This is a genomic window from Arthrobacter sp. Marseille-P9274 (assembly GCF_946892675.1).
GTDB lineage: Bacteria > Actinomycetota > Actinomycetes > Actinomycetales > Micrococcaceae > Crystallibacter.
On the sequence record NZ_CAMPOV010000003.1, the window covers coordinates 132647 to 145695 of the forward strand.

General features: G+C 65.8%; 11 protein-coding genes. 6 read left to right on the plus strand and 5 right to left on the minus strand.

What is annotated here, in order from left to right; translation table 11 throughout:
* Positions 1-12 precede the first annotated feature (12 nt).
* A complete protein-coding gene (locus OC550_RS17990) occupies positions 13-654 on the minus strand; it encodes an NADPH-dependent F420 reductase (RefSeq protein ID WP_262107307.1) in 642 nt (213 codons plus the stop codon).
* Positions 655-847: 193 nt separating this feature from the next.
* Between OC550_RS17990 and OC550_RS17995 the strand changes: the two genes are divergently transcribed.
* On the plus strand, positions 848-1249 hold the full coding sequence (locus tag OC550_RS17995; RefSeq protein ID WP_262107308.1) for an STAS/SEC14 domain-containing protein: 402 nt from the start codon (positions 848-850) through the stop codon (positions 1247-1249).
* A 173-nt stretch (positions 1250-1422) separates the two neighbouring features.
* A complete protein-coding gene (locus tag OC550_RS18000; RefSeq protein WP_262107309.1) occupies positions 1423-1647 on the plus strand; it encodes a hypothetical protein in 225 nt (74 codons plus the stop codon).
* Positions 1648-1716: 69 nt separating this feature from the next.
* On the opposite strand, the gene OC550_RS18005 is transcribed toward OC550_RS18000, so the two are convergent.
* Complete coding sequence (locus OC550_RS18005; RefSeq protein WP_262107310.1) at positions 1717-2535, minus strand: CPBP family intramembrane glutamic endopeptidase; 819 nt, start codon at positions 2533-2535, stop codon at positions 1717-1719.
* 160 nt (positions 2536-2695) lie between these two features.
* On the opposite strand from OC550_RS18005, the gene OC550_RS18010 reads away from it, so the two are divergent.
* The 4 genes from OC550_RS18010 to OC550_RS18025 all read left to right on the plus strand — a co-directional run bounded on the left by OC550_RS18010 (position 2696) and on the right by OC550_RS18025 (position 9067).
* Positions 2696-3280 (plus strand): TetR/AcrR family transcriptional regulator, encoded by a 585-nt coding sequence (locus tag OC550_RS18010; RefSeq protein WP_262107311.1) that lies wholly within the window; start codon positions 2696-2698, stop codon positions 3278-3280.
* 442 nt (positions 3281-3722) lie between these two features.
* A complete protein-coding gene (gene betT / locus OC550_RS18015) occupies positions 3723-5924 on the plus strand; it encodes a choline BCCT transporter BetT (protein WP_262107312.1) in 2202 nt (733 codons plus the stop codon).
* A complete protein-coding gene (locus tag OC550_RS18020) occupies positions 5921-7417 on the plus strand; it encodes an aldehyde dehydrogenase family protein (RefSeq protein ID WP_262107313.1) in 1497 nt (498 codons plus the stop codon). Before betT ends, OC550_RS18020 begins: the two co-directional genes overlap by 4 nt.
* Positions 7418-9067, plus strand: coding sequence for a GMC family oxidoreductase (locus OC550_RS18025; protein WP_262107314.1), 1650 nt, complete (start codon positions 7418-7420; stop codon positions 9065-9067).
* A 216-nt stretch (positions 9068-9283) separates the two neighbouring features.
* Here the strand turns inward: OC550_RS18025 and OC550_RS18030 are convergent, their stop codons facing one another.
* The 3 genes from OC550_RS18030 to OC550_RS18040 all read right to left on the minus strand — a co-directional run bounded on the left by OC550_RS18030 (position 9284) and on the right by OC550_RS18040 (position 13034).
* Positions 9284-10054: an HpcH/HpaI aldolase/citrate lyase family protein gene (locus tag OC550_RS18030; RefSeq protein ID WP_262107315.1), complete on the minus strand. Its 771-nt coding sequence runs from the start codon at positions 10052-10054 to the stop codon at positions 9284-9286.
* Between the two features lie 42 nt (positions 10055-10096).
* Positions 10097-11740 carry an iron ABC transporter permease gene (locus tag OC550_RS18035; RefSeq protein WP_262107316.1) on the minus strand — a complete coding sequence of 548 codons (1644 nt, stop codon included), beginning with the start codon at positions 11738-11740 and terminating at the stop codon, positions 10097-10099.
* A gap of 112 nt (positions 11741-11852) precedes the next feature.
* A complete protein-coding gene (locus tag OC550_RS18040; protein WP_262107317.1) occupies positions 11853-13034 on the minus strand; it encodes an ABC transporter ATP-binding protein in 1182 nt (393 codons plus the stop codon).
* Positions 13035-13049 lie beyond the last annotated feature (15 nt).

Genomic DNA, 13049 nt, shown 5'->3' on the forward strand with positions numbered 1-13049 from the left:
TGGTGTTCGGGGCTACGGCAGGATCTTCAGCGCCGTGTCCCAATTGAAGTGGATATGCTCCGGATTGACCTGCAGGCCCGACACCAAGAGCATGATCGCCTCCAGCTCGCGCGCCCGGCGCAGCGGACCGACGTCGATCGGGCGCATGCCGCCCGCGGCCACCAGCGCACTGATCTCCTCCTTGGCCCCCTCGGAGTCCCCCGCGATCAGCACGTCCAGCGGCTGTCCCGCCACAATGCCGGTCTCCAGGGTCCGGGCAAACGTGGTGTTGAACGCCTTGACCACCTCCGCCCGGCCGCCCAGCAGTTCCGCCACCTCCTCCGCCGCCGACTTTCCCGGCGCCGTGGTGAGCCGGTCCATGGTCGTGTAGTCCAGCGGATTGCTGATATCGACGACGATCTTGCCGTCCAGGGCGTCGCCGTATTCGAGGATGACCGGCTTGGCCTGCCCATGCGGCACGGCCAGCACCACAATCCTGGCCTCCAGCGGATTCCCGGCGTAGGCTCCGCTGGCTCCGGGTCCGAGGGATTCCACCAGGTCCCTCAGCTGCGCGCCGTTCCGCCCCAGGATCCGCACGGTGTTGTTGCCCTTGAGCATCCGGATCGCGATGCCTCGGGCCATGTGCCCGCTGCCGATAATGTCGATGACGGCCATCGTCAGAACCCTTCCAGCGAACCAATGCGGCTGCCTCCGCGGGCAGCACCCAAGCATGCTATTACCGCCGCCCCGGAACGGGTAGGGCACATCGGCCGGCTAAACGTCCCGCCGGACCGGCGTCGCCTCTGCCGCTGACACCGCACCCGGGTTTATCGTTATGTCCAAGCGCCCCCACCCCCAGGAGAAAGCCATGGAACCCCTCACCGTCGAAGGCGGCAAAGCCACCCTTGAGCTCAGGACGGACGGCATCCTCAACCTCAAGTGGGTCACCGGCGCGCGCCTCGAGGCCGACGACGCCCACGCAGCCATGCGCGCCGTCAACGAACTCTGCGGCGACACCGAGCACCCCATGCTGGTGGACATGGCGACCACGGAGGCCGTCAGCCGCGGCGCCCGAGCCGTCTTCTCCATCCCCTGCGCAGCCAACCGGATCGCGCTCCTCGGCAAATCGGCCGTCGACCGCGTCATCGCCAACTTCTTCCTCGGCGTCCACACTCCGCCCTGTCCCACCCGCTTCTTCACCTCCCGCCCGGAGGCCCTGAAGTGGCTGATGCAGGATCTCAACGCGGTGCCGGACCAGTCCTCGCATTGAGCTGCGAATCGCCGGACATGACACTCGCCTGACCTGCGGCTTCACCACATGAATTGGCGGAGCGCAAGAGCACAAGGTAATTTGTCTGGAGCTTGCGTCCGAACGCCCTGTCAGCGAAGAGGAATCGTCGGACGTCAAGCGCTTCCCACCGCAGCCGAACAAAGTTGACCAAGATGAGCACCTCCACCCTGGCCAAAAAGAAGATCACCGCCTCCACGGTCGAGCAGGCCCACAGCGAGCTCAACGCCGTCGTGGAAGAGTTCCAGCGCGAGGCCGCCCTCCTCGGCCGCAGCGGCGTCCTCGTCACCAAGACCGGCCCCGGCCGGTTCACCGTAGAGCTCAGCGATCAGGTCCCCTACGGCGTCACCCACGAAACCGTCGCCCCCGCGGCCGCCTGACCAATAACGACGGCGACGTCACGTAGGCGTTGCGCCCGCCTCGGGCGGGTCCTTAGTTCCGCCGACCCCTCAGTAGAGGAAGATCGGCAGCCAGTCCCGGTTGTGGGCGTGCACCAGCGCGAGGAACAGCACGAAGTCGAAGATCAGGTGCACCGAGACCACGTAGGTCAGCGACTTCGTCAGCTTGAACGTGTAGCCCTGCAGCAACGCGAACGGAAACGTCAGCAGCGGGCCCCACGCCTGGTAGCCGATCTCCCACAGGAACGATGAGAAGACCACGGCCTGCAGGAGATTGGCGAGCCAGTCGGGAAAGTGCCGCCGCAGCAGCGTGAAGGTCGTGCAGATGAAGAAGAGCTCGTCCCAGATGCCCACCGCGTTCACTCCGACGAAGAGCCGCCAGAAAATCGCGGGGTCGGACGCGTCGGGCCAGTTCCGGTAGACCCCGGTGCTGATCAGATAGACCGGCAGGATGAAGTAGCCGAGTGCCACCACGCCGACCAGGTACAGCTTCGCGGCCAACGGCCATTTCCGGCCCGTCCTCACCGGAAACTTGATGATGTTCTCGCGGTAGACAAACCGGGACACCAGCCACGGCACCAGCACCGCCAAAGCGAGGGCGGCGCCCATCAGGGCCATGTGCCCGATGCTCAGGTCGGCGTTCAGCGGCACCAGGCTGATGATCACCATTCCCGCCGCGACCAGCGCCAGATGCCGCAGTAATTCGCGGTCGACGAGTGCCGCCGCAGCCAGGCTCAGGGCGAGCACGCCGTAGCCCACCGGGTCGTTCCCGACCCCGAACAGCAGCACTCCCGATGCGGACAGCAGCACCGCCGGCACCAGCTTCCAGCTCAGCGCGGTCCGGGGCACTTCCGTCGAAATCGAGGTCACCCCTCAAGCATCGCAGCTTCGCGCATCAGAGCGGCGGAAAAGAATCGATCACCGACCGGCACCGCTCCAGAGGGCCCAGTCCGCGTGGCCTGAATCCAAGCGGCCGCCCGACGACCGCGAACAATTCACTCGGGCCGGGTTTTGGCCATAGTCTGGCCGAATGAAGACAGGCACCGTGAACTCCGGCGTACAGGTTGACAGGCAGACGCGGATTCTTGACGCGGCCATGGACCTGCTGTCCCGTCATGGGATCTCGGGTGTCAACATGCGCGCCGTTTCCCGGGAAGCCGGCGTTGCGCTGGGGCTCGTGAACTACTACTACGCGGACAAGGCGAGCCTGATCCGGGCAGCCCTGAAACGGGTGGACGAGCACGACGTCGCGCTGGTCGCGCCCGATCCGGCCTTGGCCCCGGAGGAACGCCTGCTCAAGGCCCTTCGGGACGTTGTGGATCCGGATTTGCTGACGAGGCAATATCTGTCGCTGCGCCTCCACCTTTGGGCGCTCGCGAAGGCCAACGAGGACTTTGCGCGGATCAACGACGCCGCGTTCGAGCGGTATGTCGCAGGGCTCGCCGCCCTGATCGGCGATGCCAGGCCGGAACTGTCTGCAGAGGAATGCCGGAAGCGGGCCGACGACATAGTGGTTCTGCAGAACGGTGTCTGGCTGACGGCGCTCCTCGGCATGGACAGGACAGCCACCGAGCGGAGCATCAGCCGCACGGAAGAGATCGCCTTCGCCCCGTAGCACAAGGCGGAGCGGCCTTTGCGAACGTTCACGGTGGCGAACCCGGCACCGCTGGCCGCCGGTTTTTCACGTCATCCAGAAGCCCTTCCATGGTCATAGATCGGCCTAATTTACCTTGAACATCTGTTCAAATCTAGTCTTGAACACTTGTTCAATCTCAACTAGCCTGCTCTGCATGAGCCGATTCGCGGCGGTTGAAGGAGCACTGCCCCCTTCCTGCCCACCCCTGAGCTGATGGAGGACCCTACCTGTACGGGAGCATCCTTGCGAGTGATGCCCCTCAACCAAACGAGTGATACCTGCCACCTTTTGGATGTGCTATGCGCGCGCCAGCGTGCTGATTTCCACTGTTGCTAGCGTCAGGGCTCAGACCCTGATGAGGCCATGGCTATCAGCGAGACCGCGACCAGCACCAGCTATCGATGCGAGGTACGAGACCGAAATGAGCACGCCGCCCGAGACCGTCGAGCCCCGGCTCGACGAAGGAAACAGCAAGAGTCCTGCGCCGGACACCACACCTCCCCTGCCCGGGCCTGTGCCCGACCCCGAGCCACGAACGCGGGTCAACAAGACCGTCTTCATCGGTTCGGCAGCCGGCGTCCTTGGCATCGCCCTCTGGGCCATCCTGGACCGCGAGTCCGCGGACGCGGTGATCGGCTCCGCGGTGACGTGGGTGGGCGAGACGTTCGGCTGGTGGTACTCACTGATCGTCGTCGCCGTCCTGGCGTTCGTCGTCTTTGTGGCGCTGAGCCGGGTGGGCAAGACCCGCCTCGGCCCGGACCATTCTAGGCCGACCTTCAACATCTTCACCTGGACGGCGATGCTCTTCGCCGCCGGCATCGGCATCGACCTGATGTTCTTCTCGGTGTCGGAGCCCGTGACCCAGTTCCTGGCTCCGCCGACGGGCGAGGGTTCCTCGGTTGAAGCCGCGCGCCAAGCCATGGTCTGGACCTTGTTCCACTACGGCATCCTCGGCTGGGGCCTCTACGCCCTGATGGGGCTGGCCCTGGGCTACTTCGCCTTCCGGCACAACCTGCCGCTGAGCATCCGCTCCGCCCTGTACCCCATCCTCGGCAAGCGGATCCACGGGCCGCTGGGACACGCCGTCGACATTGCGGCCCTGCTCGGCACGATCTTCGGCATCGCGACCAGCCTCGGCATCGGCGTCGCACAGCTCAACTACGGCCTGAGCTTCCAGTTCGGCATTCCGGAGAACACCTTCGTCCAGATCGCCCTGATCGCGGTGGCCGTCGTGATGGCGACCGTCTCGGTACTCACCGGGGTCGAGAAGGGCATCCGCCGGCTGTCCGAGCTCAACGTCATCCTGGCGATCGCGCTGATGGTCTTCGTCCTCATCACCGGGTCCACCCGCTTCCTCTTCGACGGCATCGTGAACAACATCGGCGACACCTTGTCCCGCTTCCCGTCCATGGCGCTCGACACGTTCGCCTACGACCGGCCGGACGAGTGGCTCAACGGCTGGACGCTGTTCTTCTGGGCCTGGTGGATCGCCTGGGCTCCCTTCGTGGGGCTGTTCCTGGCGCGCATCTCCCGCGGCCGGACCCTGCGCGAGTTCGTGTTCGGCGTGCTGGTGGTGCCGTTCGGGTTCATCCTGCTGTGGATCTCGATCTTCGGCAACAGCGCCCTCGAGCTGGTGATGGGCGGCAACGCGGAGTTCGGCGAGATGGCGATGAGCCACCCGGAGCGCGCGTTCTACGGCCTACTTGAGCAGTACCCGCTGGCCCCGCTGAGCGCGGCCATCGCCACCTTCACCGGACTGCTGTTCTACGTGACCAGCGCGGATTCGGGCGCCCTCGTCATGAGCAACTTCAGCTCCCACCTGAAGGATGCGGACTCCGACGGCCCCAAGTGGCTGCGGGTCTTCTGGTCCGTCGCCACCGGCCTGTTGACCTTGGGCATGCTGCTGGTCGGCGGTGTACCCACGCTGCAGAGCGCCACCGTGATCATGGGGCTGCCGTTCTCCGTGGTGCTGGTCTTCATCATGCTCGGCCTCTACAAGGCGCTGCGCCTGGAGACCGCGCTGGCCGACAGCTACCAGGCCGGCCTGCACTCGGTGCTGAACTCGCGCACCAACACGGCGGGCGGTCCCCGCCGCGGCTGGCGCCACCGGCTCGCGCGGGCCATGGACTTCCCGGGCCAGCAGCAGGCCCAGCGCTTCGTCCGCGGGACTGCGGTCCCCGCACTAGATGAGGTGCGGGCCGACCTCTGCACCCGCGGCCTGAAAGCCACGCTGGAAACGAGCACGGTGGAGGCCTTCGGGATCGACACCGCGGACCTCTGCGTGGAGCTCGACGGCGAGCGCACCTTCAAGTACCAGATCTACCCGGTCCAGCGCGCCGTCCCGTCACACGCACGTTCCACCGCCGCCTGCGAGAAGTACTACCGGATCGAGGTGTTCTCGCTCGAGGGCAGCCACGGCTACAACCTCATGGGCTACAGCAAGGACGAGGTCATCGCCGACGTGCTGGACCACTACGAAGTGCACCTGGAGTTCCTGCACCAGCACCGCGACACGCTGCCCTACAGCACCGTCGCCGAAAACGTCCCGCCCAAGGCGGACTGGGAAACCGACTACCAGACAGTCGACGAACCCGTCGACGCACCAGCAAAGGAGACACCTTGACCGATACCGTGTCCACCCTATTCATCAACGGCGCCTGGGAGCCGGCCGCATCAGGCGCGGTGCGCGAGATCCGGAACCCGGCCGACGGCGAACTGGTCGCCACCGTGTCCGAGGCCGGCCGCGCGGACGCCGGGCGCGCCATCGCCGCGGCCCGCGCCGCCTTCGACTCCGGCGTCTGGACCTCCGTCCCGGCACCCGAGCGCGGCGCCTTCCTGCTCAAGGTCGCCGCGGAACTGCGCGAGCGCCGCGAGAAGTTCGCCCGCGCCGAGTCCCTGGACACCGGCAAGCGGATCATCGAGAGCCGCATCGACATGGACGACATCGCGGCCTGCTTCGAATACTTCGGCAGGCTCGCCGGACAGGAGGCGGGCCGCGTGGTCGACGCCGGGGACCCCGGCGTCGTTAGCCGGATCGTGTACGAGCCGGTGGGCGTCTGCGGGATGATCACGCCGTGGAACTACCCGCTGCTGCAGGCCGCGTGGAAGATCGCGCCCGCGCTGGCGGCCGGCTGCACCTTCGTGCTCAAGCCCTCCGAGCTCACCCCGTCCACCTCGATCCTGACCATGCAGCTGCTGCAGGACCTGGGCCTGCCGGACGGCGTCGCCAACCTGGTGACCGGCGCCGGCGCCGAGGCGGGCGCACCGCTCTCGGAACACCCCGACGTCGACCTCGTCTCCTTCACCGGCGGGCTGGAGACCGGCAAGCGCATCGCCGCGGCCGCCGCCGGCACGGTGAAGAAGGTCGCGCTGGAGCTCGGCGGCAAGAACCCCAACGTGGTGTTCGCCGACGCGGACTTCGACGCCGCCGTCGACAATGCGCTCAACGGCGCGTTCGTGCACTCCGGGCAGGTCTGTTCCGCGGGCGCGCGGCTGGTGGTCGAGGAATCGATCGCCGAGCGCTTCGTCGACGAGCTGGTCCGCCGCGCGCAGGACATCCGGCTCGGCGGCCCGTTCGACGAGGCCGCGGAGACCGGGCCGCTGATTTCGGCGGCGCACCGCGAGAAGGTCCACGCCTACGTCCAGCGCGGGATAGAGGAGGGCGCGCGGCTGCGCTGCGGCGGCGCGGCGCCTGAGGGGGACAACTACGACGGCGGTTTCTACTACCAGCCGACCGTCCTGGACCGTGTCCACAGGGGAATGTCCGTCGTCGTGGATGAGGCCTTCGGCCCGGTGGTCACGGTCGAAACCTTCCGCACCGAGGACGAGGCCGTGGCGACCGCCAACGACACCAACTACGGGTTAGCCGGCGCGGTCTGGACCCAGGATGCCGGGAAAGCGCAGCGCGTGGCCGGCCGGCTGCGGCACGGGACCGTCTGGATCAACGACTTCCACCCCTACCTTCCGCAGGCCGAGTGGGGCGGTTTCGGCCAGTCCGGGGTCGGCCGCGAGCTCGGCCCGACCGGCCTGGCGGAGTACCAGGAGGCCAAGCACATCTACCAGAACACCAGCCCGCAGGTGACCGGCTGGTTCGCTGACCACGGCAAGGAGAACTAGATGCACATCGACAACATCAAAAACATCGAAAGCCCGGCTGACCGCGAGTTCGACTACATCGTCGTCGGCGGCGGATCCGCCGGGGCCGCCGTCGCCGCCCGGCTCAGCGAGGATCCCGCCGTGACCGTGGCGCTGGTGGAGGCCGGCCCGGACGACCGCGGCCTGCCCGAGGTGCTGCAGCTGGACCGCTGGATGGAACTGCTCGAGTCCGGCTACGACTGGGACTACCCGATCGAGCCGCAGGAGAACGGCAACTCCTTCATGCGCCACGCCCGTGCAAAGGTCATGGGCGGCTGCTCCAGCCACAACTCCTGCATCGCCTTCTGGGCGCCGCGCGAGGACCTGGACGAGTGGGAGTCCAAGTACGGCGCCACCGGCTGGAACGCCGAGGCAGCCTGGCCGCTGTACCAGCGGCTGGAAACCAACGAGGACGCCGGCCCCGACGCGCCGCACCACGGGGACTCCGGCCCCGTGCACCTGATGAACGTGCCCCCGAAGGATCCCGCCGGCGTCGCACTCCTGGACGCCTGCGAGCAGGCCGGCATTCCCCGCGCGAAGTTCAACACCGGCACCACCGTGGTCAACGGCGCCAACTTCTTCCAGATCAACCGCCGCGCTGACGGCACCCGCTCCTCCAGCTCGGTCTCCTACATCCACCCGATCATCGAGCGGGAGAACTTCACCCTGCTGACCGGCCTGCGCGCCCGCCAGCTCGTGTTCGACGCGGACAAACGCTGCACCGGCGTCGACATCGTGGACTCTGCCTTCGGCCGCACCCACCGGCTGGCCGCGCGGCGCGAAGTCGTGCTCTCCACCGGCGCCATCGACTCGCCGAAGCTGCTCATGCTCTCCGGCATCGGCCCCGCCGCGCACCTCGCCGAGCACGGCATCGAGGTCCTGGTCGACTCCCCCGGCGTCGGCGAACACCTGCAGGACCACCCGGAAGGCGTGGTGCAGTTCGAGGCCAGGCAGCCCATGGTCGCGGAGTCCACCCAGTGGTGGGAGATCGGCATCTTCACCCCCACCGAGGACGGCCTGGACCGCCCCGACCTGATGATGCACTACGGCTCCGTGCCGTTCGACATGAACACCCTGCGGCACGGCTACCCCACCACCGAGAACGGCTTCAGCCTCACGCCCAACGTCACGCACGCCCGTTCGCGCGGCACCGTCCGGCTGCGCAGCCGGGACTTCCGCGACAAGCCCATGGTCGACCCGCGCTACTTCACCGACCCCGAGGGCCACGACATGCGCGTCATGGTCGCCGGCATCCGCAAGGCCCGCGAAATCGCCGCCCAGCCCGCCATGGCCGAATGGGCCGGCCGCGAGCTCTCCCCCGGCGTCGAGGCGCAGACCGACGAGGAGCTGCAGGACTACATCCGCAAGACGCACAACACCGTCTACCACCCCGTCGGCACCGTCCGCATGGGGCCGGCCGATGACCACATGTCGCCCCTCGATCCCGAGCTGCGCGTCAAGGGGGTCACCGGCCTGCGCGTCGCCGACGCCTCGGTCATGCCCGAGCACGTCACCGTTAACCCGAACATCACCGTCATGATGATCGGCGAGCGCTGCGCGGACCTCATCCGCGCTGGCGGCGCCGGTGAAACAACGACGGCGGACGCCGAGCTGAGCGCGGCCCTCGCCTAGGGAAACATCAGGCGTAGGCGGAGCCTCGGCTCTGCCTACGCCTGATCCCGTGGTAGTCGAGGACCGTAGACACCAGCTTCTTGTCGCGTCTTTGCGGAGGACGTCGCCTCCTGACACTCACGGAAACTGCGCTGATTGCAGCCCAGCTCCAGCTGAACAGGTCGTCCCCACTAACGAGCGGCTCCTGTCGGAACCTCGTTCGGTAGGCCCAGACGGCTACCCCGGGTCCGGATAATGTCCAGTGCGGACTTCCTGGAACAGCTTGTGTGTTCCACGTTGAAGAACGCCCACGTCACTGCCGATGGCGACCAGGGACGCGCCCTTCATGGCCCACTCCCTGCCATCGGCGGGAGAGCTGGCGTTGAGCCCCGAATACACGCCGACGCTCTGAGCAGTTTCGAGCACGTGGGCGACTGCCTCCCTGACTTCCGGGTGCCGCGGGTTGCCGAGATGGCCGAGCGAGGCAGCCAGGGCGGCCGGCCCGACGAAGACGCCGTCGACACCTGTCACCGTGGCGATCTCCTTGACTGAGTCCAGCCCGGCTGCAGATTCGATCTGCATAAAAAGGCAGATCGGCTCGTGCGCTGTCCGGAGGTAGTCGGCGTTCTGCCCAAAGCCGGACGCTCGGTTGAGTGTATGCGAGACTCCCCTGGTGCCCGCGGGTGGGAAGCGGGTCGCTGCCACTGCCGCGGCGGCCTGCCCTGGTGTCTCAACCATGGGCACCAGGAGATTCTGCACGCCGAGATCGAGATATTGCTTGATAATGGTCGGTTCCCGGTCCGGAGGCCGCAGCACAACTTCCGCCAGACCGCGCACGGCCTGCACCTGGCCCAACACCGTGGTCAGGGTGTTGGGGGCATGCTCTCCGTCGACAAGAACCCAGTCCGGACCGGACCCGGAACTGATCTCAGCGGAATAGGCATTCGCCAGCCCCAGCCACAGTCCATACTGGGGTTCGCCCGAGCTCAACTGATCCTTCAGGCTCATGGATCACTCCTCTTTCCAGTTATCCGGGGCATCAGCATACGATCAACGCCCTGTCGCTTTTCGGTTGCGTGCCTGCATCTTTCGGACCCACCCAGGACGGGAGAACCACATCAGGAAGATCACAACGACGGCGGATACCGCAGTCATCATCACAGCAATCGCAGCCACCTGGGTGAAGAAGCCCTCGCTCCATACCTGGAATAGCAGTGCGCTTGCCATTGGTGTCTGTCCGGTGCCTAAGAGTACGGCCACTTCAAGGTCGCCAACGATGCGGACGAACACCAGTGCGAAGGTAGCGAGCAGTCCCGGCCGAAGCAGCGGCAGCACAACCTGCCCAAAGGTACGGCCCTGTCCGGCTCCGCAGAGCCGGGAAGCATCTTCCAAGCTGCCGTCGATCTGGGCCGAAGTTCCTTCCAAAGAGATCACCGCATATGGCAGGAATGATACGAAATACGCCATTCCCATGATCAGCAAGGTGCCGCCGAGGTCGAACGGGGCACCGCCGAAGGCAAAGATGAACGACACTGCGAGGACACTGCCGGGCACGACTGCCGGGAACTTGGCCGCCCCGTTGGCGACCCTCGAAACCCAGTTATTCGACTGCCGGGCGTAGGTGAGGATCATCGTCGCAGCGAGCACGACAATCATCCCTGCGCCCACACCCAGGATCACAGAGTTGCGAATACCTTCCATTGCCCCGCCAGCTCCGGCCGAAGCTACGGAGAAATTCTCCAGCGTCCAGTTCGGGGCAAAGATGTCCGGTTGCCAGTAACGCTGCAGGCTCAGGTAGATCACGGCAGCCAGCGGGAGGACGGCAGCGCAGAGAATGTAGAGGATGCCCAGCATCCTCACCGGCCAGCACCACCTGCCGAGAGCAATGCGCGCCACCTTGGGGGCCTGCCCGCCCATGCGTGCGAACCGCTGCTTTGAGATGACAGTGTGCTGGAGGTAGTAGAGAACGAGCAGGACGGCAAGGAGCAGTACGCTCAGCCTCACCGCCGTACCGTAGTCGACGGGGTAGGAGTTTTGGATTGATCGGACAATACGCACGGACATGATGTCCAAGTCCGTGTTCTGACCCACGATTGCCGGAACCGAGTAGACACCGGCGCCAATGATCGTCGCCAGGATGAACCCGGAGAGGAGCGAGGGGGCTACTGCCGGCAGCGAGACAGTCCATACGACTCGCAGCGTACTCGCGCCGGAAGCGCGAGCTGCCTCTTCCAATGATGGGTCCAAGGAACGGAGCGCCGACACGATCGGCAGGTACGTGTATGGCACCGTGAGCAGCACGTAGACCAGCACCATGCCGGCAGTGGAGTAGATCTGGAATCCGAGCGGTTCCAGGATGTTCGACAGCAAACCGACTTCGGGGCTTGCCAGCGCTACCCAGCCGACGGCCAGCGCGACTGCCGGCAGGAATAGCGGGATCAGCGGCAGCGCGTCTCCGACCGGCCCTAGCCCGGCATCCGTGCGCTCGTTGACCCATGCGAGGAGGGCACCGATCGCCAGTGATAGGAAGGCGCTGATACCTACCACCGCGGCCGTGTCCAGCAGCATGCCGGAGAACCACGGCTCCGAAATCAGCTGCGCCCACGCATCGAACGGACCACCAGCACGCTGGAACATCTGAACCAGCGGGTAAGCGACCAAGAAGATCACGAGCACCGACAAGGCAACCAGCACGCTACCGAAGGCCCCCTTGAACACCCGCTGGCCCGGCCCTTTAGGGGCATCCGGAGCGGAAAGGGGCTGCTGCGGGGAAGACGATCGCGACGACCGGGGACGGGGTGCCAGACTAGTCATCGCTCACCACCCGCAGCGACTCCGAGGGGATAGTCACCTCGACCTCCGCCGACTCCCGCAACTGTGGATCGGGGGCGCCGAACGCCCATACCGTGACAGACTGGTCATCCAGCTGGCACTGGTACTCGGTATGTGCTCCCGAGAAGGTCCGTGCCATGACCACCCCGCGCCACGAACCCGGGCTTCCGTTGCCAAGTTCAGCCGGGACTATCCGGCACTTTTCCGGACGAACCATCAGAGTTACATCGTCACCGGGCGATACATCAAGAACAGTGTCATGAGCTTGCCGAGGGACCTGCATCTCGCTGCCGCACAAATCCACAGTCAGCATGTCTCCGTCCCTTTCCAGGACGGATGCACTAATGAAGTTCGCCTCGCCAATGAACTCGGCGGTGGCCCGATTGCTGGGCCGCTCGTACACCGCTGCGGGTGATGCCAATTGGTCTACTCGCCCGTGGCGCATCACAGCTATTCGGGTTCCCAGGCCCATGGCCTCGACCTGGTCATGGGTGACATAGACAGCTGCGAACTCAAGTTGTTTGTGCAGCCGAACCAACAATGATCTGAGCTTCACTCGAATCCGCGCATCCACATTGGACAGGGGCTCGTCGAACAGCACGATTGAGGGTTCAGAGATCAGCGTCCGCGCCAGGGCAACTCGCTGCTGCTGACCACCGCTGATCATGCCCGGGTGCTGATGAGTGAGTCCGCCCAGGCCCACCAGATCCAAGTACTCTGCGGCCCGGTTGCGCGCCGCCGACTTCTTCACACCGGCCGAACGCAGCGGATAAGCCACATTGTCCTGCAGGTTCATGTGCGGCCACAGAGCGTAGGACTGGAACATCATGTTGACGTCCCGTTCATTCGGGGCGAGGGAAATCTGCGCCGACGAGTCGAAGGCTGGCTTGCCATTGATGCTGATGGAACCCTTTGTTGGAGACTCAAGGCCCGCAATGCAGCGCAACAGGGTGGATTTTCCGCATCCGCTGGGTCCGAGCAGGACCAGCAGTTCTCCGGTCCGCACTTCGAACGAAACGTCATCGACTGCGTTGTGAAGGTCGCCGCCGTGACGCTGGAACTCCTTCACAACGTTCTGGACGGCCAAGCGGACGGGCTTGGATTCGGCTGCCGATAAGCCCTCAGGCGCAGCGGTTCGTATGTCGGTCATACTCATTGGCGTATCTCCTTT